Origin of the sequence: Bdellovibrio bacteriovorus (genome assembly GCF_001592755.1) — a bacterium.
Taxonomy (GTDB): Bacteria; Bdellovibrionota; Bdellovibrionia; order Bdellovibrionales; family Bdellovibrionaceae; genus Bdellovibrio; species Bdellovibrio bacteriovorus_E.
The window spans coordinates 94,904-121,764 of record NZ_LUKF01000014.1; the positions used below are offsets into that span (position 1 = coordinate 94,904).

The following is a 26,861-nucleotide window of genomic DNA, read 5'->3' on the forward strand; positions in this document are numbered from 1 at the left end:
CGACGAAAGTGATGAAATTCAAGTTCTCTCTCTGAGAATCCGATAAGAACCTCGTATGAATATCAAAGGAATGATTTCAAATATTCTGCCCAACACTGAGGTTCGCTCTGTCGACCGCACGGGGCAGGCTATTAAGTCAGATCAGACCAATGATCGCGACGCCAACGGACAAGAGATGTACGGTGGCAATCAAGAACAGCGCGAGCCCATGACCGATGAGCAGCTTGAAAAAGCGATGGAGCATCTGCGCAACCTACCCGCAATGAAAGAACACAAGTGGACGGTAGAGCTTGATGCTGATGAAAAAGGTCGCTTCGTTCTCGTGAAAGACAATCTGGGAACGGTCATCCGTCGCATTCCTGAACTGGAATTGTGGACTCTTCCCTCTGACAACTCTCATCGCGGGCAGTTGTTGAAGCGTTCTGCTTAATTATTTTTGTAGTCACAGCAATTGCTTCCTAGATCGACGTCCAGAGAAATCTGCTTCCGTCAAAATCCCTGCCGTCTAAAATCCATTAGAGCCCGGAAATGCACTCCACTGGCCCTTTCGAGAGACATTTAATTGACTCACGATTCCTGCCTCACTTTGACACAATGAATTCATGGCAGGAATACGTTTTTCAGGGATGGCCTCTGGCTTACCACCAAATATCGTTGAGCAGCTGATGGAAGCTGAGCGTATTCCTGTGAAACAAATGGAAGTGCAGAAGACCAAGCAGGAAGACAAATTAAAACTTGTCACTGAGTTGGAAACAAAAGTCAGCGACATCACCAAAAATCTGGGTGAGCTGACTTCGACAAGCGGATTTATCGACAAGAAATTTGTCAGCGGTGATCCGAATGTGATCGAGGGACAAGTAGATCCCAATTCGGCAATTCCCGGGGACTATTCGATTGAAGTGGTGCAGTTGGCACAAAAACCAGCAGCGATTTCAAACGGTTTTCCCGATAAGAACGAAACGCAAATCGGTGTGGGCTACATCAAGTTCGATACACCCGAAGGCGTGAAAGAAGTTTATATTAACGGCAAGAATTCGACGTTAGAGGGCGTGATGAAACAAATCAACGCCGCCAACGTGGGATTGAAAGCGCAAGTTTTGGAAGACCGAAAGGATGCGGATAATCCTTTTAAACTTTTGATTTCCGGTCTTTCCACAGGAAAAGACAGCCAGGTGACTTTCCCGAAGATTTATCTTTTGGATGGCGACCAGGATATGTACTTCGATCAATCTCGTCCGGCGCAAAACGCCAAGGTGAAAGTCGACGGGTTTGAAATCGAGCTTCCTGATAATAAATCCACGGATTTGATTCCGGGAGTGACGTTGGATTTTAAATCGGCGGCTCCAGGACGAGAAATCCGTATGAGTGTGAAAGAAAACTTGGAAGTGATCAGCGGAAAAATCAAAAGTTTCGTTGATTCTTACAATGCGGCCTTGGACTTCATCCAAAAGCAAAACAAATTGCAAGCGGGTGACGGGAAAAATCCAAAGCTGGGCCCCTTGGGCGGTGATGGAATGCTTCGTTCCATCGAGAACTCACTTCGTCGTGTGATTTTAAATCCGACGATGGGGGTTGATACTCCGATCCGCCGTGTGGGTGAACTAGGTATTGAGTTTAATAGAAACGGTACTTTGAACTTCAATCAGGACAAATTCAACAAAGTGTTGAATGCGAACCCGGCGGGAGTCGCCGCCTTCTTCCGAGGCGACGGTTTCAATACGGGCTTCGTGTCGGGATTGAAAAGAGAAATCGGAAATCTGTTAAACGGTCAGTTTGGTACGATTGCCAATCGCAAGAAGGGCCTGACAGATCGTATTAATCAGGTCAACGGACGTATCGAAACCAAAGAGCGTCAGTTGGAAAGAAAAGAAGAAAGTCTGCGACGTAAATTCGCGGATCTGGAATCGAAAATGTCGGACATGCAGGCGCAACAGGCACGTTTCGCGGCAATGGCTCCGAAAGCAGGGTAGTTAAGTTAGGAACTTTTTAGAGTTTTAGGTGTGAGGGACTATGAACAAGAATGCGTATCAGAAATATAAAACGACGTCGGTACAAAGTGCCAGTCGCGAAAAAATTCTTTTGATGCTCTATGAAGGAGCTATCAAATTCACTAAGCTTGCAATCAAAGCTGCCGAAGAAAAGAAGATTGCAGACCGTGGAATGAATATCGGCCGTGCTTTCGATATCATCATGGAATTAAACAACACGCTGGACCACAAGGTCGGCGGTGATGTCGCTATTCAGCTGGAACAGCTTTATATGTTCATGATGGAACAATACACCAAAGCCAACATCTCAGGCGACCCAGAACCTTTAAGAGCCAATCTGAAGCTTCTGAACACGCTTTATGATGGTTGGGTGCAAGCAGTTGAAAAATTAAAAAAAGAAACAGATAAAGCAGGCTAAAAATTCCCACGGAGGGGACATGACTAGGATTATCACGTTGTTGAACGAAAAGAATCACTACCTCGAGAAGTTCTATTCACTGAACGAAGTAGAGTTGGCGAATTTTGCTCAAGGGCAATTCGATAACTTGGAACACTTCTATCAGACTCGTGAAAGAATTCTTGAAGTTCTAAAGTACGTTGATGCACAAATTGAAAAAGTGCACGACGAAGAAGCTCAACAAAACGCAATCACTGATGGCGAACGCCGTGAAGTGAAAGAGGCGTTGGCAATCAAGGATGAATACGTTGCCCGCATTATCGAACAAGATATCCAAGTCTTGGCCTGCATCGAGATGGCGAAAAACTCTATCATCAAAGAATTGCAAGAAGTTCGACGTTCACGCAAAGCGGTGGGAAGCTATAAAAGCAAGACCTTCACTAATCGCTTGAACGAAGAGGTCTAGGAAAATATTTCCTGACAAAATCATGACGGCGAGTTCAGGCAAAGAGTCAAATCTCCCTGCTGAACTTGCCTCAAATCTAATAGAAATGAAATAAAGCTTTGGCATCTGTGTTGCTCCTATCAATCTTTCGAGGAGACCTATTCAGATGTTGGAAAATCAGATCGTTCAAAAGTCCAGTGAAGTTTCTGGAAGCATTTCAAATACCGAATCCCTAATCGAAGAGTCCGGTAAAATCTATTTTGACCCGCAACAAGCTATCGCGGAATTTGAAGCCGAATCACAAACAGAAAAAGAAACTTCTGTTCAAGATCCTCGCGTCGCTAAATTTATCCAAAATGCAAAATTGTTGATGAAGCACAAGGAATACGCATTGGCGATGAACCTTCTTCGTCAGGCCAGCAATGTGGATTCAAAGAACCCTGCCACTTTGCATCTTCTAGCTTCGTGCTTAGAGACAACATCTCGTCTGGGCGAAGCGTTGATTGCTCGTAAGACTTTGGCAAAAGTCGACTATAATTTCGAGAACATGTGCCGTTACGCCACGACACTTTATAAATTAGGTCGCGATCAGGAAGCTCTAGATAAATACTTCGAAGCTTTGGCTATTTTGACTGAAGAAAACGACTACCTTTTCGAAGTCTACAAGAACATGGGGAATATCTTCGTTCGCCAAGGCGATTTTGATGGGGCGGAAGAGTACTATAATAAGGCCTATACGATGAATTCACAAAGTGACGTGTTGTTGGTGAATTTCGGCACATTGGAAGTTCAAAGAAATGATTTCGAAAAATCTTTGTACTGTTTCCGTAAGGCCGTAGAAATCAATCCTGAAAATGATAAAGCTTGGGTTGGTCTGGCGATGGTTCACAACCAATTCGGTGACAGCGACCTTGCCTGGGCGAATATTGAATCTGCGTTAGATATCAATCCCCAAAATCGCACAGCCGTTCACTTGGCGGCAAACTGGGGCTTGCGTGATGGTAAAATCCAGAAAGCCATTGATGCCCTTCAAACTTATCTTTCTTCGGTCGAAGAAGACGAGGACATGTCTTTAGTGCTTATCAATCTTTTCTGCTCGGCGGGACAGGTAGACAAAGCTTTGATCGAGATGGAAAGAGTTCTTTTGTGGAACCCCGATCATAAAGAAGTCCGTACTTTGAAAAAGAAAATTCTTCAGTCGCAAAAGGTGGCTTAGTCATGTCGATCACATTTTCTGAAAATCACGAATCATCTTTAGTGGCATTTGAGTCGGGCGAATCTTTGGCATCTTTGCGCGATCCCCGTGGAGAGGCTCTTAAATGGGTTTATTCTTTAGGCGCTATCCCCACGTCTCATGTCGTGGTGGTGGGATTGGGCTCGGGATTTCATATCGCGGCCTTGGCAGATGTAGACCCAGGCTTAAAAATCAGCGTGGTGGAGTCTCGCGAATCTTTAATTCCTGTCTTTCGCTCGCAGTTCCCTGATCTTCAGGACCGCGTTGAAATCATCGTGATTCAAAATGTCCAAGATATTTATAAAGGTGAGTTCTTCCAAGAAATTCTTGATAACCGCTCCTACGTTCTTTCTTTTAAGGAATGCTGGGGGCAAAACGTGCAGTTCTTTTCGGAAGTGTTCGCAGGCTTGACGGGCCGTTCGGTGGAGTCCGTGAAATATCACTTTGAAGAATTCAGTATCAATATGAAGGCACTTTACCTAGAGCAAAATAAGCTTTTGTCCATCAAGGATGTGATTCCGGTGGTGGAAGCTTCTGTGGTGCCAGAGAACAAAAAACAGATTTTCCGTATTCTCGGTGAATTGGTGAAATAATGAAGATATTAGTTTTGTCGCTCTTAAGATTGGGCGACATCATTCAACAAGCTCCTTTGCTTAAAGGATTGCGTGAGAAAAATCCTCACGCCGAGATTCATTTGCTCTTAAATCGTCAGTTCGCCAATGTCGAAAAGATCTTGGATGGAGTTGTCGATCACTATATCTATTTTGAGCGTGAAACTTTGCAAAAAAGCTTGGGTGACGCTTCCGCGAATATTTTATGGTCCTACCAACAAGTGGAAAAACTTGTGGAAAGCCTTAACAGTCAAGGGTTTGATCAAGCCATCAACCTGACTCACAATAAGCTGAGTGCCTATCTTATGGGGACTCTGGAAATTGCGGATAAGCGTGGTCTGTACCAAGCCGATGGGCGTTTTCAAGGTTTGTCCAATCGTTGGCTAAGATATTTCAACGATCGTTTTTCAGGAACGCAAAAATCCCTATTCCACTATGTGGAACTTCTGGGAAAAGCTTTTGATATCCCGGTGCAAACTGAAAGTGCCACGACGCCACGTAAGAAAAGTAAACTCGTATTGTTGCAATGTCTTACAAGTGACAAAAAGAAAAACTGGGGTCTGGAAAGATTCTCTCAGTTAAAACGCACGATAGAAATTTCCTTAGTTGATTACGAGGTGATGGTTTTAGGAGCTTCTTTTGAACGAGAATCCTTGTTGGAGTTTTTCTCTGAAAAAGATCTTTTGATCTGCGACCTTCCTGAGGCGCGTAAGCATTTGCAAAGTGCCGCGCTCTTGGTGACGGGTGACACCAGCATTAAGCACATGGCAGCGCAAATCGGAACACCGATTGTAGAAATCGCTATCGGAAGCAGTGACCCATCTAAAACCGCGGCGTATTCCTCACAAGCGGTGGTAATTCAAACTCAGGCAGGTTGTGCTCCTTGTGTGCATTCGCAAGCCTGCCCTCAGCCGACTCATGTTTGTGCCGAAGATGTTTCGGTCGAGCAGGTTTTTGGCGCCGTGTGGGATCAATTGAGCGGAGAAAAAATGGCGCAAAGAAGTTTGCAACTTTCTTTGGAAAAAGCCGTATGGACTTTGTATTTGGATAAAGCCAATGCTCACGTTGAACCTTTTTATGCTTTGGCGGCAGCAGAATTTTTGAACTCTCATCCGACGGAGGCTTTACAAAATGTATTGGCCGCTTGGAATGAAAAATCTGAGCAATATCGTCAGTGGCTTAAGAAAGCCTTTGCCGTCTTACCAACGCGCGAAGAACTGGCTGTGAAAAGAAGCTTTCAAACTTCTGACATTTCAGACCTGATTCTTTGTGCTCAGGATATTTTGAAATCTAAAAAAGATGAGGTCGGCTACTTCCAAGTTTTTGTGGAAGCTTTGTTGTCTCGTTTTAATCAGCCCGTGCAGATCTATGACCGTGTGTCAGCGGCTTTGCAGGAAGTTGAAGAACTATTAACTATTCGTGAATCATTCACTCGTCATTTGCAAACAATCTCCATGGAAGGGGCCTACTATGCAAAAGGAATTGGACAACTATCTATCAGTGGCTTTGAAGAGACTCGAAAAAGCCTACAGCCAAATCCTCAAAACGCAGAGCTATAACCAGGAAGCTGAAAGAGTTCAGTTGCTAAAAGAACTTATTAAGGAACAAGTGAAAAATGAAAATACTCGTCCTACAACTCGCTAGACTTGGCGACATTTACATGTCATGGCCTGCGATGCGCGCGCTTCGTCGGGCGCATCCCGAGGCGGAAATTCATTTCCTCACTCGTCCTCGTTTTGAAGGCGCCATAGAAGGATTAACGGCGATTGATAAGCATCTTTCTTTGCCGGTCAGCTCGATTCTTGCGCCATTAGTGCAAGAGAACGCGGATATTGAAGCCGCGATGGCGACCTTGAATGAGTCTGTCGACGCCCTTCGTGATGAAAATTATGATTGGATTGTCAATCTGACTTTTTCACCGGCCTCGAGCTACCTGACTCATGCGATCACAGGACCGACGGCGACCGTCACGGGTTACACTCGCTATAATGACGGCACTTTGTGTCTTCCCGATGAAGTCAGTTCTTACTTCTATGCGCAAGTGGGTATTGATAAGCCCAATCGTGTGCACGTTGTGGATGTGATCGCATCGATGTTGAATTTGGAATACATAGAGGCTGATTTTGCAGCTCCACAAGTGGGAGATTTCGCAGCGGCCCTGCCAGAGACTTATCTGGTTTTACACGTGGGTGCGAGCGAAAAGCAGAAGTCCTTGTCCCCTGAAAATTGGGCGAAGGTTCTGAAGCCACTCGCGGCGACGCAAATCCCCATTGTTTTAATCGGGGCGGCGGGTGAAGCCGGGCTTGCAGAAGAAATTCAAGCGCACGCGATTGAAAATGAATTCGTCAACCTAGTAGGGCAAACGAAGATCTCTGACATCTTCGCGATCCTTCAAGACGCGGAACTTTTGATTGGGTGTGATAGTGCTCCGATCCATATGGCTTCACTGACGGATACACCGACATTCAATGTCAGTATCGGGGAAGTGAACTATTGGGAAACGGGGCCAAAATCCACATTGGGATTTATTTATCGCGCTGAAAATGAACAAAGCCTTAATGCTACTCGTGTGGGTGAATGCATTTTGGGTCTTTTGCAAGGTCAAGCCGCGCCAGAGCTTATCACGCGGGCGGCGGGCTTGGTCAGTTATGAAAAAAATGAAACTGCGAATGAGCGTTTTCAATGGGATTTAGTTCAAGCTCTTTATTTGGGTGCGGCTTATCCTTTAGCGGACCGCATGGAAATCCTTCAGGGAGCCACTCAACTAGCGGATATCAATAAGTTCGCGATAGAGCAAATTCGTCTTATTCCTGAGAAAGGCTTACAAAATGTAGGTCCTTTCTTGGATCGGGCCGAAGAAGTGATCGAAAGTATTAGCCGAATGGTTCCGGAACTGAGTCCTCTTATTAGCTGGTATCAAGCGGAGAAGGTCCGCGTCGGTCCCGGCACTTTAGAGGAGATCTGTACCGCAGCTTTAGATGTGCATGAAAGATTGGCTCGCCATGTTCATGCCTACGTTCCTCAAGAAGCTCTGATCGAACAAGAGCAAGAGCGCAAGGAGGTCTGCGATGGAACGCTTTAAGGTGTCTGGCCAAGAACTACGCGATTTCTATAAAGAGAATATCGTCTTGGGAAAGGTCTTTACCGACATTGAAAACGACCTGCGTTCAACGAACCAGGTTGTCTGTCGCTATATCGTGAATGGCTTAGAAATCAACGAGACGGAAGAAGCTCGCTTTGCCACAGTTCCCTTAGAGCAGATCGACACGTTAGAATACCTTACGGAAAACAGTCGTGATCTGACTTCGATCGTTCTTAAAGGATGGATCGATGCTTTGCCCGAGTTAATCCAAAGCACTGAAAACTTGGCAAAAAGAATGCGCGTTCAAGGCCTCAGCGGTCTTTTAAAGCCTATTCACGATTTGGTGCAAAACTGCGAGTTCCTTATCGACAGCACAATGACGGTGAAGGAGATGATGGGGGATCAGTTCCTGGTTTCCAGTCCAGTTGATTGGTTTAAAGCGGAGCAAGCCAGCAAGAATACCGTTTTGCAGGCACTGCGCGCCTTAGAAAATAAGGATTTTGTTCTTTTAGCGGATGTCCTAGAGTATGATTTGAACAATGTTCTGCAAATGTGGTTAGATCATTTGCGAGTGTTGGAGAAGTCACTGAATGGCGAATACACAGGATCTCATATCCATTCCGAACAAGCTGGATCCCATCCTGTGGATCGGAAACGTTTCGCCAATTAGATTGCCCCATTTCTTCCCCTTCCAAAAACGGGAAGTGGAGATTGTTTTCAAGGCCTCCTGTGGTGAGGCCTTGTCTCTTTTAAAAACTCAGAAATTTTCCTCGATCTTAGTCCAGAATACATCCGGCGATGACAGCCTGGAGTTCTTAATGCAGGCCCGGTTGTTCCAACCGATGGCTCCACGTCTTTTGATTGCCGAAGATTTAAGTGAAAGCGAAGTCCGTGAAGGGATTAATAAGGCGCAAGTCTATCGCTTCATGCGTTGGCCTCTTTCGGAACGTGAAATCTGGGCGCAGTTAGAAAGTGCCTTACAGAAACACTCAATGTATTTGTCGCGCTCTTTGCTTTTGCGCGAATCTTCGCATCAAAATAAGCAGTTGGAGGCTTTGACGCATTCCCTAGAAGCCATGGTTGAAGAGCGCACGCAGTACATCGAACTTTCCCACCACGAAGAATCAGAAAAACTGAATCGGGAAAGACAGCTCGTTCGCTTTATCAAAGATCTGGCCACGCAAACTTCGTTTGAAGATATCTTGGGTATCTTACGTAAAGAATTGCGCAAGTTTCACAAGATGGGTGATCCCATCTTAGCGTATCGCTTGGGTGGCAATAAAACTTTCTTTTTAAGTTTTCAGTTGGGACACTTTACTCAGACGGAATCGTTAACTCCCTATGAGTTTCCCAAAACTCCGCAAGTCCCTAGCGCAGAACTCATTCGCTATTTTGCAAACCACTTCGGTCGCCCTTTTATTAAAGCCTACGTTGTTCCGTTGGAACTGCGTTTGACAAGTCACTTTGTCGGCGGCGAAGGGGAGGCGATCTTATGTATAGAGAACTCTCTTTCCGATAAAGAGATGGGACCTTTCATCGACTTTATGAGCGATCGCATGCGCCCCTTAAGCATGGCGCTGGATCGTGTTCTTTTGGAAAGTCAGCTTTCCAGCTTCTCTTATCGTTGGGAAAAAACCTTCGATGGGATGCGCGACCCCATTGCCATCGTCGATGTCGATTACAACGTGGTTCGCGCGAATAGAAAATTCTCGGATCGGTTTCTGCAACATAAGTGTTATGAAAGCTTCGCGCATCGCAAGTCACAGTGTGAAGGTTGCCCTGTTCCTCAAGCTATGAAAGAGGGACACCCTCAAGCAGGACAGATTCAGGTTGATGGGCGTATTTATCAGGTTCATAGCTATCCTGTGCTCTTAGATCAGGGAACACGCCCTACAAATGTGGTAAATCAATACGTCGACATCACGCAGTCTCGCGAGCTTTATTTGCGGATGTTACAGAATGAAAAAATGGGTGCGATCGGCATGCTTGCGGGTAACATCGCGCATGAACTGAATAACCCGCTCACGGGATTAAGAGCTTTAACTCAAGTTCTTTTGCAAGAAGCGCCTCAAGAGGGAAATCTTCACGCCGACTTGGTCGAAATCGAAAAAGCCACGGCTCGCTCACAAAGAATTATTAAAAACCTTTTGGACTTTTCAAAAGGCGAAGATCAGCCTTCAGAGTATATCAGTGTTGATGAAATCATTGAACGTACTTTGCCGATGCTGAAATCAGCTTTGCGCACGCATCGTCTAGAAGTGGATTTGCAGACACTGGGGCAAACCGTCTTCGTAGAGCCCCATCTTTTGCAACAGGTGGTCTTCAATCTGATTAACAATGCTTGTCAGGCGATGAAAGATCCAGGTCGTCTGAAAGTGACGACACACTCTGAAGGAAAACTTGTTATCGTGGAGATCGAAGACACGGGGGCGGGAATTCCTTTGGAAATCCAACGTCGCATTTTCGAACCTTTCTTTACGACAAAAAAAGAAGGACATGGAACCGGTCTTGGGTTAAGTATGTCTAAGTCCATCATTGAAAAATTTGGCGGCACTATTCAGTTCCATAACGTCGAACCTCATGGGAGCTGTTTTACAATCGAGCTGCCCCGCAAGGATTCGGAGTAAGCGTTGAAGATTCTGATTGTAGATGATGAAGCCCTGGTCCGTCGTTCATTAAGCCGTGCTTTAAAAAGTAAAGGCTTTGACGTCATGGAAGCCACCAATGGCCACGAGGGATTGCAATCTTGGAAAAGCTGGGCGCCAGATTTGGTCTTCTTGGATGTGTTGATGCCAGGAATGACGGGCCCAGAAGTTTTAAAAGAGATGGGCACCAGCAACACAGCTAAGGTCATCTTAATGTCGGCCTTTTCGGGCGAGCACAATATGCAAACCGCTCAGCAGATGGGGGCGAATCTTTTTGTTCCCAAACCTTTTGAAGATATTTTCGCCGTCGTAAAGATGGCTGAGGACCTTTTAGCATGAGAATTATTTCAGGTAAGTACCGTGGTCACCAGCTTGTGGCCTTTAAAGCTGATCATATTCGTCCCACCACAGACCGCGTAAAAGAAACGCTTTTTAACAAAATCCAGTTCCAAATCGATGGTGCGAACGTCGCAGATTTGTTTTGTGGCACAGGCAATCTGGGTATTGAAGCATTATCTCGTGATGCTAAGTTCTGTACCTTCGTAGAAAAAAATCCCAAATCTTTGACCATCACTCGTCAGAACTTAGAAAAGCTTAAAGTTCCTAATTCGGAATATAAGATCATCAACATGGACGTCATTGCTTTCTTGAAATCGTACCAGGGCGAAGCTTTCGATATTATTTTAGCCGATCCTCCCTTCACCGAAAAAATGGCTCATTCAGTCATGGAGGCTGCGAGTGTGAGCGCGGGCTTTGCCGAACACACGATTATGGCGATAGAATCTGAAAAGAAAGAGCGCATGGAGGAGCGTTATGGTTCCTTGGTGCGCTACGATCAAAAAGATTACGGCGACAAATACTTAAATATGTTTTGTCACGAAGCGGCCCTGAAGGAAGAGAACAATGAGTAAGATTGCAGTTTATCCAGGAAGTTTTGATCCAATCACTATGGGCCACGTGGATATCATCAATCGTATTGCGGCCGTGTATGATCAGGTCATTGTCTTGGTTGCACAGTCGTCACAAAAATCCTCTATGTTCAGCGCAGAAGAACGTAAAGTCTTGATTGAAAAATCTTTGTCTCATGTGAAGAATGTGAAGGTCGATATTTTCGGCGGTCTGACTGTCGATTATATGAAAAAGGCTAAAGCTCAAGTCATCGTGCGCGGTCTTCGTGCCGTCGTGGATTTTGAGTACGAGATGACCATGGCTAACATGAATAAGAAATTGGCTCCGGAAATTGAAACGCTTTTGGTGTTCGCAAGTCCTGAGTACTATTACATCTCTTCTCGAGGTGTGAAAGAAGTGGCCGTCAATGGCGGCGCTTTAAAAGGCTTAGTGCCCGACGTGGTGATAGAGGCTTTAGAGAAAAAGATCAAAAAATAAAAGGAGTGGGCTTTGCTTCAACTTTCTAAAAGAGCACAAAACTTAAAGACGTCTCCTACTTTATTTCTCGTCGCTAAAGCCAGAGAGCTGGCATCTCAAGGTCACGATGTGATCTCACTAACGGTGGGTGAACCTGATTGGCCCACGTTTAAAGCTCCTTCCGAAGCCGGAATTGAAGCTATTCAAAAAGGTATTACGAAATACACGCCCGCTAATGGAACTCTAGAGCTTCGTAAAGCTATCACAGAAAAAATGAAGCATGAATTGGGCTTTGAGTATACGCCGAAAGAAATCACGGTGGCTTCGGGGGCGAAGTACATTATCTTCGCAGCTTTGCAGATGCTGTGCTCTCCCGGCGATGAAGTGATCGTGGCGACTCCTTACTGGGTCAGTTATCCAACAATGATTGAACTTGCCGATGGCGTGCCTCATATCGTGGAATGTGGCGAGCTTGAGAATTTCAAAATCACTCCAGAAAAGTTAGAAAAAGCGATCAATCTTAAAACGCGGGCTTTCTTATTCTGTTCTCCAAGCAATCCGACAGGATTGTCTTACACGGCGGACGAGTTAAAAGCTTTGGCCGAAGTGTTGCGCAAACATCCGCATGTGGCGATCATCTCTGATGATATCTACAACCGTTTAGTTTTTGATGGCAGTAAAGTGGCTCCGCATATTCTTTCGGTCGCTCCAGATCTTCGTGAGCGCACGGTTTTAGTGAATGGCGGATCGAAAGCTTACTCGATGACCGGGTGGCGTATTGGGTGGGCCGCGGGCCCTGAAAAACTAATTACAGCGATGGCCGATTATCAAAGTCAGTCGACGGGTTCTCCTTCAAGTATTTCTCAACACGCTCTTCTTGCGGGTCTTCGCACCAGCGAATCTGACATTAACGGCGTGGTTGAAAAGCTGATCTCAAGAAAGGTTTCAGGACTTAAAGAGCTGCAAGCGATTGAGCACTTCAAAGTCGCTGAGCCTCAAGGAGCTTTTTATTTCTGGGTCGACATTCGTAACTGTCTTGGTAAAACCTATCAAGATCGCATCGTCAGAACTTCCAAAGATTTCTGCGATATCTTATTAGAAAAATTCTTCGTCGCGACCGTGCCGGGTGCAGAATGTGGAACCGAAGGTTTCATGCGCCTCAGTTTTGCCGTGTCTGAAGACACCATGAAACGCGCCGTCGGCAGAATGCGCGATTTCGTAGGGCAGTTAGTTTAAGCAAATCCACATTTAAGAATAAAAAAAGGAGAGTTTGAACTCTCCTTTTTTTATTTCAATTGTCTGATGTTTCTAGAAAAGGTTTTTAAAGAAAGAAACGATCTTAGCAAAGAAGCCTTGCTCTGCTAGTGGAGTCGCTTTAGTCGCAGAGCTAGGGGCGCGACCGTCGTCAGGGCACGAGTATTTTAAATCAATCGTGCGTCCTGCTGGAACCGGCGTATCAAAGACCAAGTTCATACCTTCGATGCGCGAAGAGATAACTCCGGCAGAAGGAGTGATCGTCACCGTGATGTTTCCATCAACCGGAGCACATTCCAAAGGAACAGAGCTTAATGAATCTTGAATGCGATCTAAGAACAGATTTAGGTTCGTTGAGAAGTCTGATTCGCAGATGGAACCAACACCACCGCCGGTCATCTGAGAAAGTTCCGCGTATTTAAATCCGTAGTGAGATTTTGCTCCACCCGCATCTTGAGAAGCTTTGCACGAGCTGTCGCCTGGTTTCACGATGATAGAATTCACTGTGAAACGGCGATCGGCTCCGAATGTATCGCGGAAAGACTGAACGAACACTTCAGGTTTATCTTCATCTTCCAGTGGCTTTAACTCGCCAGAGTAAACTTGTTGAGAAGAATCTCCACCAATGCTGCGCTCATCTTCATCCGAAATAATGATATAAGCCACTGCAGAATCAGGACGATAACAACCATTGTTGCCTGAATAGCGAAGGTCCCCGTTATAAACGTGGCGCCACATAGCTTTAATGGCGCGTTCGTCGTCAGAGCCAACCCAACCGGCGTTGATGTAGTTGATTGTGTTAGAGAAAATTTGCGAAAGATTCGATGTTCCTCTTTGCAAAACCATTCCTAAAGAAGTGGAAGCCGTAGAAGAGCTTTGCCAGTAGATCGATGCACCCCAAGCCGTCTGCGTGGAAGAAACGGGAAGAGCACGAGTCACCGTCGCACACATTTGCCAATCAATATTGGAATTCTGAAGCTTGGTTACGAAAGGGGCTAAATTCGCCGCAAGCTTTTGGTTATCAGGAAGCATAGAGTTTGAATCATCGACAACAAGAACGATATCCAACTTGTTATCGCGGGCGCTGACGGTATTTGTATAATTTACTTCACGAATCGAACCGCCAGGAACTGGGCCGGGATCGACATTGCTATCATCCACATCTCCTGCTGACTTCGAAGAAAATTGCACAGGTCCACAAGCGGTCAATGACAGCACCGCCGTCAAAGAGGCCCACACCAACCCCTTAGATAATTTGAGCAACATATCCCACGCTCCCCTTTGTTGCATAATAACACACCATTTTTTGTGTACCAAAGCAGGGCGGAGTCCAGGTCCTGGTTTGATACGATTGTGACCTAAGTCTCGTTGTGAGACGGACCTTCGGCAGTTTAGAATTTAATTAATGTTCGGCGGGGAGGCCTAGTGAGTTTCTGGTTCTTACTACAAGTGCTTGTGAATTTAATTCTATTAGCAGGTGTTGTTGGTTTGTGGGTTCGTTTAAACCGTCCTCCTAAAGATGATCCAAGACTCAGCAAGGGTTTGCAGCTTTTGCAAAGCAAAATCGCCGTGCTAGAAGATCTTTCAGACCGAACTGAAACTCAGGTTAATCAGTTAACGGCTTTGCTGGAACAAAAAGTAAAAGACATTCAAACCAAGATTCAGGCTTCAGATAAACAACTCGCAAAAATCGAACAGAGCATGCAAAAGAGTTTGGAAGTCGCAAAGATCTTCCAAGATCGCATTCCTCATAACGAAATCTTAGAACGCAAAAACACGATTAAATACGTTAAGGCCGCTCGTTTAGCGCATCAAGGTCACAGCATTGATGATATCGCGGCTCAAGTGCCCGAACTTTCTCGCGGTGAAATTGAATTCATTGCCAACGTGAACCGTGAGCAATTGATGTTCTGTGAAGACAGTTTGCCTGAATGGGCGCAGGGCGAAGCCGATATGCAAGATTCTTCAGCGGATCTAAGTGACGTGGATAACATGTCCTTCATGGCGCCTTTACAAAGAGACTCTGCGCACGACATGAGTTCTGTATTTGAAGTTCCAAAAACAGACAATGAAGCACTTAAAAAATTAGGTGAAGCTTTTAAGGCCGCTTGTATTGAAGTGGAAGAAAAAGAAACCGCCGCCCAACAAACGGCGAACAATGTTTCTGCTCTTTTCAATGTAACTCAGAATATTGCGCAAACTTTCTTAAGTGAAAAACCAACGCCAGTGGCACCAACGGCTGCTCCGAAGGCTCAGACTTTGGCAACGACCGCTCCAACATCGGCGAATGGAAAAAAAGACAATGTGATTCGTCCCGTAGAATTCCGTCGCTTAGATATGACGAAAGATTTGGGATAAGACTTTGGCTTCGCGGAGCTTTATAAAATCTTTGCAGAAAGGTCAGATTCTTCAGGCGGTGGTCGAAGAAGTGACGTCTCCAAAGGAAGCTCTGTGCAACTTTCAAGGTGATCTTTTGCTCGTCGGTAATCACACGGGTTTGCCTTTAAAAAAAGGCGATCCGATCAAATTACAAATCATCAGCACTCAGCCTTTGCAATTTCAAATATTCGACGCCAAGAATATGCGATTTCAACGAGTCGTCTAATATTTCTAGGGCCCCTGACACACCTCCTTTATCCTGAAAGAACAGGAAGAGAGGTGCGTATGGTTACAAAGATTGAAAAAACAATCTCCCTTAAAGCTCCGCGCGAAGATATTTGGCGAGCTCTTACCAAGAAGAATGAACTCTCTCAATGGTGGAATGAAGGGGTGATTCTTCAGCCCGATATTGGTGGTATCTTTCAAGAACCGTGGATCGATAGTGAGGGCCAGAAACACTTAGCTTCGGGGCGAGTCGTTTATTCCCGCGAAAATCACGACATCGTCTTTACCTGGCATGAGCACGAATGGCGCCCGGAATGGGAAACTGAATGCATGCTGAAGATTGAAGACAAAGGCGAAGAGCGTACGGTGACTTTGCAACACTATGGCTGGGAGCACTTTCCAGATGCCCAACGCGAATCCCTGCAAAAAGAATTCGATGTGGTCTGGGATATACATCTTAAAGATCTCAAAAATTACATCGAGTCAGGTCCCCATTAATTAAATCAGCGGCGCCCACAGCTCCGGATGGTCAGCGCTAATAAAAAAAGCGCTGCTTTGTGGGCAGCGCTTTTTTGAATTCTTTTTTAAATTTTAAAACTACTTCGAACTTTCTTTGATGAACAAAGTCAGATAGTGGCGAACCATGTATTCCAGTTTCACTGGCAAACCTTGGTACATCCATACTAGCTCACCGAACGCGCCCCATTTCGCTTCGACAATATGCTCATCCATAACATTCGTCGCCGTTTGTTGAGCTTCTGAAGAACCTGGAGTTGGGATGTAGTTAGTTCCGATAAAGTTGAAACGAATGCTGATTTGTCCCGGGGCTTTTAAAGAGAAGATCATTTTAAAGCCGTTACGGAAAAGCATGAAGTCCGCGTGAGTTTTTGCGATACCGTAAATTTTGATACGACCTAATGCCGAAGGTTTCAATTCATTGAATGAAGTGGAGGCATCAACAAATTCGGTTTTTAGTTCTAGCAGGAATTGAATGCTTTCGTTGATCAGAATTTTTTCTGAATCAAATCCGAAGCTCATATCCACGAGGCCAGACTCTTCCATTTGTTGTTCAGCTTTCACAAGTTCTTTAATCCAGCTGATTTTTTCCATGAACCCTCCCGGTTGACAGCATAACGCAGCATCCTCGCCGCTAGTTGTCGATTACTTTAATAATTTCGAGGGCCTGGGTCTTTGTCAAGACTGGTAAGTTTGGCTCGGCGCGAAAGGGGGACTCCCATCGCCCGAGGAGGGGGATCCTTTGTGGGCGATGGGGCTTTTCAGCACTCATTAGTAAGACGCTGAAGAGCCCAAAGAGGGTTAAAACCCAGTGATCTGAAAGGCGCTTCCAATAACTCCCTCGGAACCTGTGGGGGTGTTGAAAGCCACGTAATATCCGACGACCAAGCTCACGGGGATGACGTAACCCAAAGTGGTTTCCAATTTAAGCTCGACCCCGGAACTCCAATACCAACGTTTCATGTCGGTAGTTTCATAGACGGAACGAACATCGTTAACAAAAAGTCCATCCGCCGCGGCGCCATCGGCAATAACGGCTGCTGAAAGACGACGTAAGAAAAGAGGATCCGTTCCTGAACCGCGATAAAAATCCATCACGGGCAAGCGGTATTCTGCATTCACCACTGCCAGGTTTTTTCCGAACAGCTGACCTCGTTTGTAACCGCGCAAAATATATTGGGGTAGTGGGCTGTCTGGAACGAAAACCAAAGGCTCTGTCGCGACACCGTAAACCGCGGAAACACGGTCTGGCGTGTACACACCATTCGTTCGTAACATCAAGACGTGATGTTTTGGCAAATAATGAGAAAGATAAATTTCTCCACCGGCTAAAAACTGCGTGTGACTTAAGTATCCGTCTTGAGCAATGTAATCATAAGCTCCCAGGTAAGCGCCGCCGCCACTTTCCGGAGAAATCTGCGCTCCCGCTTTTGAATAATTCGCGTGACTCAACATCGCATAGGGGCCAGTGCGTTTGGTGTTTGTATTTACGGTTTCGCGTTCTAGATATTGCCAGCCGATTTGCAAATTCGTGTATTTTGAAACCCAGAACATACTTGGTAAGACCGCGGCGGCAAGCCCGTAATCGTTCAGCTCGTTCGATACAGTTCCTAGATAAGAACTGCGTTTATAGGCCAAAGCCGTCCAAGGAAGAGCGGTGGTTTGATTCAAATAAGTTCCCACCAGACTTCCACGATTCAGTCCCGTATCCCACGAGCCAATCAAGGTGTAGCTATGCTTTTTTAAGGGGTCAAAACCTGAAGTCTGCGCCGTCAGAATGATGCCGGTTTCACTCGAAGAACCCGATACAAATGGCATCCAATACTGAGGCCACAGATAACCATAGGGAGAATAATCTTCAAGCGTTGACTGATTTAAAGCGGAACGAGCCTCTTCGATCTTTTTTTCATCAGGTTTCACATCAGGATAACGATCCGCCATCAAACCTTTGATTTCTGGAAGTTCTGAAGGGGCGTTTCTCCATTCTTCCGATTTGATTGCGACAACTTTCGGCCCTTGCGATGTCATATGGGTCGCAAAAATATCTTTACTGATAGGATCAAAATCGGCCGTAAAGAAGGCGGTCAAAGTATTCGAGACAGGCCGCACTTTTTTTAAATCAGGATCGGCGAGATACAGGTTCAAGACTCCATTTTGACCGGAAGTGAAAAGCAAACCTTCAGGAGTTTTCTTGGCAAAACGAACGTTTTTATATTCTGGAAAAAGGATTTCCGCTTTTTGCGAAGACACGGAGTAGCTGTAAAGATGTTCAGAGCCGTCCACTTTGCGTAAGGAAAATAAAAGAAGATCCTGATCCCAGAAAAGCGGATAAGAAATTCTTTCTTGAATGGCTGGTGAATAGAGGATCTCTTCTTTCCATTCTCCCTGACTGTTATTCAGGATTCCCAGGTGAGTTTTACCGCCTTCCAACTTCACAAAGACGATAGAGTTGCCATTGGGGGCCACAGAAGGTTCACGACCCCGCAGGTTTTGGGTCAAGCGTGTGGTTTTTTTAGTGATCAGATCATAGACGTGTAAATCAGAGAAGCGTTCAATCCGGTTCACGTAGTCAATTTTGTCATAGACGATCTTCTCAGAATTAGGAAACCAACTGATTCTTTGGATACTTCCTGTTGGTGGGCCATCACGTTGGGATGCGGGTTCAAATTCTTGATTGAACTTCTCTACTGTGTCTGCACTTTGGGCATCTAAAAAGCTTTGTGAGTCATTGGCACGAGTGATGATTTTGACAGAGCGGGCGCTGGCATCATCTTCGGTGACAACTGCCAAGTGTTTCCCGTCTGGAGAAATAGAGGGGGCCGTGACGGAAATAAAACTATTTTTTGGAATGATGACTTCAGTGATTTTGGCTTCACGAATGGTCTTAAGCTGCGACTGCGCGCGAACAACGACTTCATCAAGCATCTGGTTGTATTGAGCCGTGTAGTTCATTCCCAGAATTTCTTTGGCCGGAGTTTCGATGAAATAAGGAACCCGCCCGCCTTGTCGTTCGTTCAAGTCTTTAGCGACGTGCAGTCCATGCTCCGTGAACATCTGACTCCACATAAGGGAGCCAAACAAATAAGCTCGCATGCCTTCGGGCCAAGTGGGAATGTACTCGTTGGCTTCGGCGATGTCGTAAGAGTAAAAAGTTTTGTCTTCGACCATCGCGCGAATCGTTGCATCCTGATAAAAAGATCGCAGACGCCCATGATTCCCCAAGCGGGTTTCCATTTCGACGGCGACACCCTCCTTCCACCAGGTTGGCAAAAGAATATTCGGTGCGATGATATTTCCAAAAACGAAACGCAAAGGCTTCATAATTCCGTTGGCGGGTTCAAAATTGAGAATGTGAGTGTATTCGTGGGCAAGCAGCTCAAAAGCCCAATCTCCGGTGTCCGCCAAACTCTCTTCCGGGCCCGGTAAAACGGGATAGGCCATAATGTGAGGGTACGGAATGCGAGTCGCATACCCATTTGTGACGTCAGTTTTATCGTTTATAATGACGATGGTTTTTTCCGGCAATGAGTGAAAATAAGAACGAAGTTCGGTGTAAGCCTTTTCTAATTTTTCGGCATAGAGGAGACCAAGGTCCTGCTGCTTGGCATTAAAGATGATTTCAAAATGAGGGGTTTTTAAGGTCTTCCATTTTAGGTCGGGCGGAACCTCAAGTTGCGCAAACGACGAGAGAGAAAAAAGAAAAATGAAAGAGAACCAAAGATGTAAAACACGCTGTCTGTGCATAAAGTCTCTTAGCCGTACAGCAACACAATATCATTTAGGAAATCTAAGGTTTGACAATGAGCCGCTATAAATTAAAGTTTTTATCTAATGATAACTATTGGATCTTCATAGGAGGACATCATGTTTCGTAAATTAGCTCTTGGTCTTGTTGCCTGCGCGGTTGTTGCTGGTTGTAAAGGAAAACAAACTCAATCGGATCAATCCATTGAAACTTTGCCTGCAGGTGGCCAATCTACTGCCATTGACTCATCACCTTTGAGCTATGATCCAATGGGTTCTGACTCTGGCAAAATCGCGGGTCTTGAAACAGTTCACTTCGGTTACGATAAATCGAGCTTGGATGCGGCTTCTAAAAAAGTGATCGCTTCTAACGTTGAGTGGATGAAATCAAACCCAGGCGTGAAAGTTCAAATCGAAGGTCACTGTGACAACCGCGGTACTATCGAGTACAATGTGGCTTTAGGTGAAAGACGCGCTAACGCCGTGAAAGCTTATATGGTAAGCTTGGGTATTGCTGGCGATCGTTTGAGCGTTATCAGCTACGGTAAAGAAAAACCACTTGATATGGGTGACACTGAAGCAGCATGGGCGAAAAACCGCCGTGCGAACTTTGTTCCTGCTCAGTAATTTAAGTTAAGAAAGGTGTGCAGTGAGACTACAGAGACTTTTCATCGGAGTTCTACTTTTTACGGTGATTGTCAGCTGTCAAACAGTCCCTGCACCCGTTGAGGATTACTCCCTCGCACGAGCTGCACTAGATGCGGCTCGTTCTGTTCAAGCGGCCCGCCATTCCCCTGGTTATTGGCACCAAGCTGAAGAAGCTTACCGTAAAGGCCGTATCTATTTTGAAGATCGTGATTATTCGAAAGCTAAAGAACAATTCGTGCGCGCTCGCGTTTCTGCGGAAAAAGCGGAAAACTCGGCACGATTGATTCGTCAAAGAACAGGAGATGTTCTATGAAGAAAATCCTAGTGGCTCTTGTTGCCACACCTCTATTCCTGACTGGTTGTTTGAAAACGCGCAATGAAGTTCGTGAGACAGAACAGCGCCAAGTCATGCAGCAACAAGTAACGACTCTGCAAAGAAGCAATGCCGATGTTTCAAACCGCTTTGCAGACCTCGAAGAACAAATGAGAAATCTGAATGGCCGTGTTGACGTGGTTGAAAACCGCGTAGGTCAAGGCAACTCCGGCATGGAAACAGCCGTAAGAAATACTCAACAGCAGAATCAAGATTTGAACCAGAAGGTCACGCTTCTTCAAGAGGCTCTGACAAAGATGGAAAAAGACATTTACACTTTGAACGCCGAAATCCAATCCCTGAAAGCCGAGCGTGTCGCGGGCCAAGCGGAAAGATCTGCAAAGCAAGCTAAGAAGAACGTTTATGAAGTTGGCGAAGAGTTCTTCAATAAAAAAGATTGGAAACAGGCGATCTTAAACTACCAAAAATACCGTGACGACAATCCAAAAGGATCGAAGTTCGCGGATGCGACTTATAAAATCGGCGTGTCCTTCCAAGAGTTGGGCATGAAAGACGAAGCAAAAACTTTTTACGACGAAGTAGTTAATAAATTTCCGAAATCAGATGAAGCTCGTCGTTCTAAAACTCGCTTGAAGGGTTTGAAAAAATAATTCGTGATTGAACGTGTATTAGCCATTGAAACCAGCTGTGATGACACTTCCGTAGCGATCGTAGATCGCAGTGGTTGGGTGCACTCTGTTGTCGCGGCTTCGCAAGATTTAGAACACGAAATCTATGGCGGTATCGTCCCTGAAATCGCCGCTCGCAATCACTCCATCGCTCTGATTCCCTTAATTGAAGAGGCTTTTAAAAAAGCCGGAATGACTTGGAAAGACGTCGAGGGAATTGCCGTCACCAATCGTCCTGGTCTGATTGGTGCTTTGATTGTGGGGCTTGTGACGGCGAAATCCTTGTCGCAAGCAAAGGGTCTTCCCTTTCTAGGAGTGAATCACTTAGAAGGTCACTTGTTAGCACCTTTCTTGCGTGACTCCCAATATGCTCCACCTGAAGACTTCGGATATCCTTACGTAGGGTTAGCCATCAGTGGCGGTCACACCAGTCTTTATCAAATCAAAGGTTTGGGTGATTACAAAGTTCTGGGCGCCACGAAAGACGACGCAGCCGGAGAGTGCTTTGATAAATTTGCGAAGATGGCGGGTCTTGGTTTTCCCGGCGGTGTGCGCATTGATCAAATGGCAAAGACGGGAAACCCCCATGCTTTTGAATTTCCTCGCAGTATGATTCACGACGAAACTTTCGATATGAGCTTTTCGGGTTTAAAATCCTCGGGCCAGCGCATGCTGGAACAACTAGGTCCTGAGTTAGTTCAAGAGCAGCTTCCCGATCTTTGTGCTTCTTTTCAAGAAGCTATTGTCGATGTTCTTATTGCTAAATTAGATCGAGCGGCCAAAGTATTTAGATCCAAGCGCGTGATTTTAACCGGCGGCGTGAGTGCGAATTCTCGTCTGCGCGCGCGTGCGGAAGAATGGGCCGCGAAAAAAGGTCTGACGCTCGTAGTTCCACCGATCCGCTATTGCACGGATAATGCGGCGATGATCGGGTACGCAGGTGTTCTAAGAATGAATGCCGGGGAATTTTCAAACATCGACCTCGGACCTTCACCTCAAGTTTTGACAACGGATTTTAGATGAGCCAATCACGCGAACGCTTAGAGCACACACTGCAAGAGTTAGGCATTCTTGCTAAAAGATCTTTGGGTCAAAACTTCTTGGTCAGCGATGTCGTCATTGAGCGCATCATCAACCAAGTGAAAGAGTTTAATCCCGAAGAGTTGATTGAGGTGGGTCCAGGGCCTGGCGCTTTAACTTATTTTCTAAAACAAATGAATGTGCCTTTGACTTTGATTGAGCTGGATCGCGTGATCGCGAACTACTGGCGCGAGCAGGGGCAGAATGTCCTTGAAGAAGATGCTCTGAAATTAGATTGGTCGCGCTTTTATTCAGACAAGAAAGTCGTTTTCGTCAGCAATCTGCCTTATCAGATTTCTTCAAGCATAGTGATTGAGCGTTCGATGGAAGAAAAAGGTGTTGAGCACATGGTTCTGATGTTTCAGAAAGAAGTGGCGCAAAGAATCCGTGCGGTGGCGAAGTCAGAGCATTACGGACTTTTAAGTGTTATTGCTCAAGTCTTCTGGAAGACGGAAATGGTGACTGAAGCGGGGCCGCGAGATTTTTCGCCTCCTCCTCGTGTCGCCAGCCGAGTGTTATGCTTTTCGCGTCTGCAAAGTGAAGTTAAAAACCGCCAAGCTTTCCTGACTTTCGTGAAAGCGGCCTTTGCCCAACGCCGCAAGCTTTTAAAGAAAAATTTGTCTGGTCTTTTAAGTCAAAAGAAGCTAACTGAAGAGCAATTGGTGGGCTGGATCACCGGCATGGGTTTTACAGAAACGGCTCGTGCGGAAGAACTGAGCCCTGCGCAGTTTGTGACTTTGTATAAGCACTTTGGATTTGAAGCATGAGCATTTTAATTGTTCAAGAGAACAAAAAAGCCCGATTCGATTACACGATCGTAGAAACGTACGAGGCGGGCTTGCAGCTTATGGGCAGCGAAGTGAAATCCTTGCGCAATAAAGATGTGCAGCTCAAAGACTCTTACATCTCTTTTCGCGGAGATGAAGCCTTCTTGCAGAATGCTCATATCGCTGAATACAAAGCCTCCAGTTACAACAATCATGCCCCTGAAAGACTTCGCAAACTTTTACTGAATCGCAAAGAGCTGGACGAGATTTTTGGTGCGTTGAAAGAAAAAGGCTATTCCTGCGTGCCGCTTAAAATCTATTTTAAAAACGGCCGTGCGAAATTAGAAATTGCTTTGGTGAAGGGTAAAAAGACTCACGACAAGCGTGAGGCCATTAAGAAACGCGACGTTTCTGATCAAATTCGCTCAAGTCTACGACGGAATCGTTAGTAATAAACTCTTCACGAATACCTAGACGCGCGCGCTTTTCTGCCAGCAAATGTTTCCAAGCGGCATAAGCTTCGCGGTTTTGCGGATCAATGCTTAATTTTTCTAACAGCTTCAGCTCAGTCTCTGTATTCGCTTTTAAAGCGCGATAGAAATAGTCATACGTCATCGCTAGATCGCGATAATCGTCTTCTTCTGGCAAGTGATAATCAGGAATATGCCACTGACCCAACATCAATTGGTGCATGTGTCTTTCCATCGTCACTAATGGAGAAAGAAGATTCTTCGTCATACGAATTCCCAAGAACAAAGTAACTCCCATAAGGAATAGGAAACTAGCGCTTAAGAAAATTTTAAGCCACGTCACTTCACGCTCTAAGTGTTCTACTAAGTAGGGATGTGTGTCGTAAGCAAGACTTTTGAAGAGATCATAATTCTGTACGATGAAGTAATAGGCCGGAAGAAGAAATAAAACCGCGCCACCCGCAACAGCCGTCACCATATACCAGCAGTATTTGTACTGAAAGCTTTTATTTAAAATAAAGCGGCGAGGACCTTGTCCATGGGGCACACGCTGGGGTTCGATAACTCTTCGTCCGTATAACATATGACCTCTTATCGGTCTGTTGTGTTTTCAAAAGAGTCCAATTATTCTCAAAAGTATACATTCGCTGAAATAAAGAGGAGTCTTCATGCGTGGTCCGGTTCAAGATACAAAGCGCCGTTGGATTTTTACCGTATTCCTGACAACTCTCCTGGTATTTGGTGCTGAAAAACTCTGGGCCTTGGATGAGCCGACAAATCGCCCTGACAATGACACGACCTTGGTCGATGAAAAGTATTCTTTAAAAGCCGACCGCGAAGCCTTTGATAAATTGCGCAAAGATATTCCGCCTGAACGCCAAAAAGAAAACGATGAAAAAGCTTTTATGGATCAATTGATGTCGGACTTTTCGCGCTCTCCTTCCGAAGTGCGCTCGAAGTTCTCTAGCATCATCAATAAAAAGCGTGAGCTCTTTAACAAAGACATGACGAAAAGCCGCGAGCAGTTTAATAAAACCCAAAAGAAAGAGCGCGACGAGTTTTCAAAAAAACAGGCCGATGCACGAAAAGACTTTTCAAAAAAGAAGGTCACTTCTGACGAGCGCAAAGAGTTTTTCGAAGAGCTTGATGGCGAAAGAAAAGACTTCTATTCGAAACAAAAAGAACAGCGCGATGAGTTTGAAGCCGATATGCGCGATAAAAGAAAAAACTTTGACGATTACGCTCGCTCTAAAACCGACGAGTTTAATCAGTTACACCGTGATTATACGAAACGCTATGACGAGAATAAAAAAGCACAGTCGGACTTGAAAAAACAAGCGGAAGAAAAACGGAAACAGCTACAGAAAAGTATTGATCAAGAGTACGAGGGCATTCGTCAGAAAGATCCTACGATCCTGGAGCCAGCGACCCAAGGTCAGTAATCACGACGGTCTTTTAAAGACTTCTTTATGAATCTCCATTGTCAGAGCGAAAAGTTTGTTTTCGATCATCGTAGACAGTGGACTGAATTCAATCCCGAAGGTCTGAATCACTTTGTTGCCTTCATCCACTTTGATGTGGCGAACGACGCCTTGAATTTCAATCGGCGATCGTTTCCCAATCACCAAGTGTCCTGTCACTTTATCGCCGATCTTCATTAATGGCGCATCCATTCGATAAATCACACGACAACCTTGGCTGCTAAGGTCGGCCAATTGTCCGATGATTTTCTGCGGTTGCTCGTTGACTAGAACAATATTGTAAAACGCTTGGTAACCTTCAGGAATGCGCACGCGGTAATTTTGGCGACGTTGCAGATGATAGAGTTCTTCTGCGACCGGGACGACGACTTTTTCCTGATGAATTTGTGCGAAGCCCTGGAAGTAGTATTTCTCTCCGCCTAAGAAGAAATGACCTAGGTATTCTTCTTGGGGTTTTAAAGTCGTGATGGATTCGACAGTGCACTCAAGGCATTTAGTTTTAGAATTGTAAAAGTTCACGCGCAGTTTACAGATAGACTCTTCTTTACCCTTACAAAGAAGCTCTCCTTGAGCTTGAGCAAGATCCTGCCAAAGCTTGATCTTTTCGTCTTCGCGACCTACTAAGGTGAAGATGTCTTTATCCATACCGTGACCTCGTGCTTGTTGTGATGCAGATGTTGCACACGTGCATTTTCTAAGGACTGGAACTTTTTGAGAGTCGCAAAGTCCGTCTTACCTTGAAATTTTATCGTGCAAACGAAGTTCGAGCATAGTCCTGAACTCTGCCACATCTGAACAAGTTCCAGAAGTTTTTCGGGGTAGCAGATGATATCAGAGAAAAACCAATCGATGGCCCCAATGTCCTCGGGCTTCACCGTGAAGGCATTGGTCTTCATAAAATGAATGCGCGGAAGTTTGGCGATATGAGGTTCTAAAGGAGCGCGATCAATACTGACCACCTCACAACCGATTTGCTGAAGCACCCAAGTCCACCCTCCGGGACAGCTTCCGAAGTCGACGACCCTTTGGCCCTCTTTAGGAACAATCCCATAAACCGTGAAAAGTTCCCAAAGCTTCAGATAAGCCCGGGACGGAGGATTCTTTTTATCTTCGTTGAACTGAACTTCCCCTAAAGGAAACGGGGAGTTCGTTTTGCTAGAGGCTAAAAGTGTATTTTTATCGATCAGGGTCCAAGCTCCCAGGTTGTCTTCAGGAAGTTCCCCCAAAAAATCCACCACGCGAGGCTTTACCTTCGGCAAGAGCTCTTGGATAAGTTGCGCGCGGCGATGATTATCGAAAGTGTAAGGCACCCACAGCTTACCCAAACCCTTTAAAGCTTTTGCGGCCTGGCTGATGGATTCAAAAGAAATGATTTCGGGGTTGAGCCAAATATTTTGGGCCCAGACAGAGTGCTGCAAGGGCCCATCAGTAAGAACCAGGCTTCCGTGAACTGAGCGAACGTTTTTAAGTTCCTCGAGAAGCTCTGGCAGAAATTGTTCTGTGGTTAAGTATGCGATCATTAATTAAA

General features: G+C 45.5%; 30 protein-coding genes. 24 read left to right on the forward strand and 6 right to left on the reverse strand.

Annotation, left to right across the window (positions count from 1 at the left end; translation table 11 throughout):
• Window positions 1-55 precede the first annotated feature (55 nt).
• From AZI85_RS08515 to AZI85_RS08580, 14 genes are all read left to right on the forward strand, one after another.
• The gene (locus AZI85_RS08515; RefSeq protein ID WP_063243686.1) at window positions 56-430 is read left to right on the forward strand and encodes a hypothetical protein; all 375 of its coding nucleotides are present in this window, start codon (window positions 56-58) and stop codon (window positions 428-430) included.
• A 172-nt stretch (window positions 431-602) separates the two neighbouring features.
• Window positions 603-1,970 (forward strand): flagellar filament capping protein FliD, encoded by a 1,368-nt coding sequence (fliD, locus tag AZI85_RS08520; RefSeq protein ID WP_063206332.1) that lies wholly within the window; start codon window positions 603-605, stop codon window positions 1,968-1,970.
• Window positions 1,971-2,010: 40 nt separating this feature from the next.
• Window positions 2,011-2,406, forward strand: a complete 396-nt coding sequence (gene fliS / locus AZI85_RS08525) for a flagellar export chaperone FliS (protein ID WP_063243687.1) — start codon at window positions 2,011-2,013, stop codon at window positions 2,404-2,406.
• A 19-nt stretch (window positions 2,407-2,425) separates the two neighbouring features.
• A complete protein-coding gene (locus AZI85_RS08530; RefSeq protein ID WP_063243688.1) occupies window positions 2,426-2,851 on the forward strand; it encodes a hypothetical protein in 426 nt (141 codons plus the stop codon).
• Between the two features lie 145 nt (window positions 2,852-2,996).
• Window positions 2,997-4,046 (forward strand): tetratricopeptide repeat protein, encoded by a 1,050-nt coding sequence (locus AZI85_RS08535; RefSeq protein WP_063243689.1) that lies wholly within the window; start codon window positions 2,997-2,999, stop codon window positions 4,044-4,046.
• 2 nt (window positions 4,047-4,048) lie between these two features.
• Complete coding sequence (locus AZI85_RS08540; protein WP_063243690.1) at window positions 4,049-4,657, forward strand: hypothetical protein; 609 nt, start codon at window positions 4,049-4,051, stop codon at window positions 4,655-4,657.
• Entirely contained in the window at window positions 4,657-6,234 is a 1,578-nt protein-coding gene (locus AZI85_RS08545) for a glycosyltransferase family 9 protein (RefSeq protein WP_063243691.1), read from the forward strand. Before AZI85_RS08540 ends, AZI85_RS08545 begins: the two co-directional genes overlap by 1 nt.
• Window positions 6,235-6,290: 56 nt before the next feature.
• Window positions 6,291-7,757, forward strand: coding sequence for a glycosyltransferase family 9 protein (locus AZI85_RS08550; protein WP_063243692.1), 1,467 nt, complete (start codon window positions 6,291-6,293; stop codon window positions 7,755-7,757).
• Window positions 7,744-8,427: a hypothetical protein gene (locus AZI85_RS08555; protein WP_063243693.1), complete on the forward strand. Its 684-nt coding sequence runs from the start codon at window positions 7,744-7,746 to the stop codon at window positions 8,425-8,427. The genes AZI85_RS08550 and AZI85_RS08555 overlap by 14 nt, the downstream gene beginning before the upstream one ends.
• A gap of 70 nt (window positions 8,428-8,497) precedes the next feature.
• Window positions 8,498-10,384, forward strand: coding sequence for a PAS domain-containing sensor histidine kinase (locus AZI85_RS08560; protein ID WP_253720914.1), 1,887 nt, complete (start codon window positions 8,498-8,500; stop codon window positions 10,382-10,384).
• 3 nt (window positions 10,385-10,387) lie between these two features.
• Window positions 10,388-10,741 (forward strand): response regulator, encoded by a 354-nt coding sequence (locus AZI85_RS08565; RefSeq protein ID WP_063243695.1) that lies wholly within the window; start codon window positions 10,388-10,390, stop codon window positions 10,739-10,741.
• Complete coding sequence (gene rsmD / locus AZI85_RS08570; protein WP_063206341.1) at window positions 10,738-11,313, forward strand: 16S rRNA (guanine(966)-N(2))-methyltransferase RsmD; 576 nt, start codon at window positions 10,738-10,740, stop codon at window positions 11,311-11,313. The genes AZI85_RS08565 and rsmD overlap by 4 nt, the downstream gene beginning before the upstream one ends.
• Window positions 11,306-11,788, forward strand: a complete 483-nt coding sequence (gene coaD / locus AZI85_RS08575; protein WP_063206342.1) for a pantetheine-phosphate adenylyltransferase — start codon at window positions 11,306-11,308, stop codon at window positions 11,786-11,788. Before rsmD ends, coaD begins: the two co-directional genes overlap by 8 nt.
• A 12-nt stretch (window positions 11,789-11,800) precedes the next feature.
• The gene (locus AZI85_RS08580) at window positions 11,801-13,003 is read left to right on the forward strand and encodes a pyridoxal phosphate-dependent aminotransferase (RefSeq protein WP_063243696.1); all 1,203 of its coding nucleotides are present in this window, start codon (window positions 11,801-11,803) and stop codon (window positions 13,001-13,003) included.
• Window positions 13,004-13,075: 72 nt separating this feature from the next.
• Here the strand turns inward: AZI85_RS08580 and AZI85_RS08585 are convergent, their stop codons facing one another.
• On the reverse strand, window positions 13,076-14,287 hold the full coding sequence (locus AZI85_RS08585; protein ID WP_063243697.1) for a hypothetical protein: 1,212 nt from the start codon (window positions 14,285-14,287) through the stop codon (window positions 13,076-13,078).
• A 159-nt stretch (window positions 14,288-14,446) separates the two neighbouring features.
• Here AZI85_RS08585 and AZI85_RS08590 point away from each other — a divergent pair, with 159 nt between their 5' ends.
• Genes AZI85_RS08590 through AZI85_RS08600 form a run of 3 tightly spaced genes read left to right on the forward strand, consistent with a single transcriptional unit; the run spans window position 14,447 to window position 16,123 of the window.
• Window positions 14,447-15,379, forward strand: coding sequence for a DUF2802 domain-containing protein (locus AZI85_RS08590; protein ID WP_063243698.1), 933 nt, complete (start codon window positions 14,447-14,449; stop codon window positions 15,377-15,379).
• 4 nt (window positions 15,380-15,383) lie between these two features.
• Window positions 15,384-15,626 (forward strand): hypothetical protein, encoded by a 243-nt coding sequence (locus AZI85_RS08595; protein ID WP_063243699.1) that lies wholly within the window; start codon window positions 15,384-15,386, stop codon window positions 15,624-15,626.
• Between the two features lie 59 nt (window positions 15,627-15,685).
• Window positions 15,686-16,123, forward strand: coding sequence for an SRPBCC family protein (locus AZI85_RS08600; RefSeq protein WP_063243700.1), 438 nt, complete (start codon window positions 15,686-15,688; stop codon window positions 16,121-16,123).
• Window positions 16,124-16,222: 99 nt separating this feature from the next.
• Here AZI85_RS08600 and AZI85_RS08605 read toward each other — a convergent pair whose 3' ends face one another.
• Together AZI85_RS08605 and AZI85_RS08610 are read right to left on the reverse strand one after the other, a co-directional pair.
• Entirely contained in the window at window positions 16,223-16,735 is a 513-nt protein-coding gene (locus tag AZI85_RS08605; protein ID WP_063243701.1) for a hypothetical protein, read from the reverse strand.
• Between the two features lie 207 nt (window positions 16,736-16,942).
• Window positions 16,943-19,885 (reverse strand): hypothetical protein, encoded by a 2,943-nt coding sequence (locus tag AZI85_RS08610; RefSeq protein ID WP_063243702.1) that lies wholly within the window; start codon window positions 19,883-19,885, stop codon window positions 16,943-16,945.
• A 120-nt stretch (window positions 19,886-20,005) separates the two neighbouring features.
• On the opposite strand from AZI85_RS08610, the gene pal reads away from it, so the two are divergent.
• Genes pal through smpB form a run of 6 tightly spaced genes read left to right on the forward strand, consistent with a single transcriptional unit; the run spans window position 20,006 to window position 23,831 of the window.
• Window positions 20,006-20,512: a peptidoglycan-associated lipoprotein Pal gene (gene pal / locus AZI85_RS08615; RefSeq protein WP_063206351.1), complete on the forward strand. Its 507-nt coding sequence runs from the start codon at window positions 20,006-20,008 to the stop codon at window positions 20,510-20,512.
• Between the two features lie 22 nt (window positions 20,513-20,534).
• Window positions 20,535-20,846 carry a DUF4398 domain-containing protein gene (locus AZI85_RS08620; protein WP_063206352.1) on the forward strand — a complete coding sequence of 104 codons (312 nt, stop codon included), beginning with the start codon at window positions 20,535-20,537 and terminating at the stop codon, window positions 20,844-20,846.
• Window positions 20,843-21,517 (forward strand): tetratricopeptide repeat protein, encoded by a 675-nt coding sequence (locus AZI85_RS08625; RefSeq protein WP_063243703.1) that lies wholly within the window; start codon window positions 20,843-20,845, stop codon window positions 21,515-21,517. The genes AZI85_RS08620 and AZI85_RS08625 overlap by 4 nt, the downstream gene beginning before the upstream one ends.
• Before the next feature lie 6 nt (window positions 21,518-21,523).
• On the forward strand, window positions 21,524-22,558 hold the full coding sequence (gene tsaD, locus AZI85_RS08630; RefSeq protein WP_437435120.1) for a tRNA (adenosine(37)-N6)-threonylcarbamoyltransferase complex transferase subunit TsaD: 1,035 nt from the start codon (window positions 21,524-21,526) through the stop codon (window positions 22,556-22,558).
• Window positions 22,555-23,382, forward strand: coding sequence for a 16S rRNA (adenine(1518)-N(6)/adenine(1519)-N(6))-dimethyltransferase RsmA (gene rsmA, locus AZI85_RS08635; protein ID WP_063243705.1), 828 nt, complete (start codon window positions 22,555-22,557; stop codon window positions 23,380-23,382). The genes tsaD and rsmA overlap by 4 nt, the downstream gene beginning before the upstream one ends.
• Complete coding sequence (smpB, locus tag AZI85_RS08640; protein WP_063206356.1) at window positions 23,379-23,831, forward strand: SsrA-binding protein SmpB; 453 nt, start codon at window positions 23,379-23,381, stop codon at window positions 23,829-23,831. Before rsmA ends, smpB begins: the two co-directional genes overlap by 4 nt.
• Here smpB and AZI85_RS08645 read toward each other — a convergent pair.
• The gene (locus AZI85_RS08645) at window positions 23,776-24,435 is read right to left on the reverse strand and encodes a hypothetical protein (RefSeq protein ID WP_063243706.1); all 660 of its coding nucleotides are present in this window, start codon (window positions 24,433-24,435) and stop codon (window positions 23,776-23,778) included. The genes smpB and AZI85_RS08645 overlap by 56 nt on opposite strands.
• An 85-nt stretch (window positions 24,436-24,520) precedes the next feature.
• Between AZI85_RS08645 and AZI85_RS08650 the strand changes: the two genes are divergently transcribed.
• Window positions 24,521-25,294, forward strand: coding sequence for a hypothetical protein (locus AZI85_RS08650; RefSeq protein ID WP_253720915.1), 774 nt, complete (start codon window positions 24,521-24,523; stop codon window positions 25,292-25,294).
• On the opposite strand, the gene AZI85_RS08655 is transcribed toward AZI85_RS08650, so the two are convergent.
• Both AZI85_RS08655 and AZI85_RS08660 read right to left on the reverse strand, forming a co-directional pair.
• The gene (locus tag AZI85_RS08655; RefSeq protein ID WP_063243707.1) at window positions 25,295-25,978 is read right to left on the reverse strand and encodes a PilZ domain-containing protein; all 684 of its coding nucleotides are present in this window, start codon (window positions 25,976-25,978) and stop codon (window positions 25,295-25,297) included.
• A complete protein-coding gene (locus AZI85_RS08660; protein WP_063243708.1) occupies window positions 25,954-26,853 on the reverse strand; it encodes an SAM-dependent methyltransferase in 900 nt (299 codons plus the stop codon). Before AZI85_RS08660 ends, AZI85_RS08655 begins: the two co-directional genes overlap by 25 nt.
• Window positions 26,854-26,861: the final 8 nt, after the last annotated feature.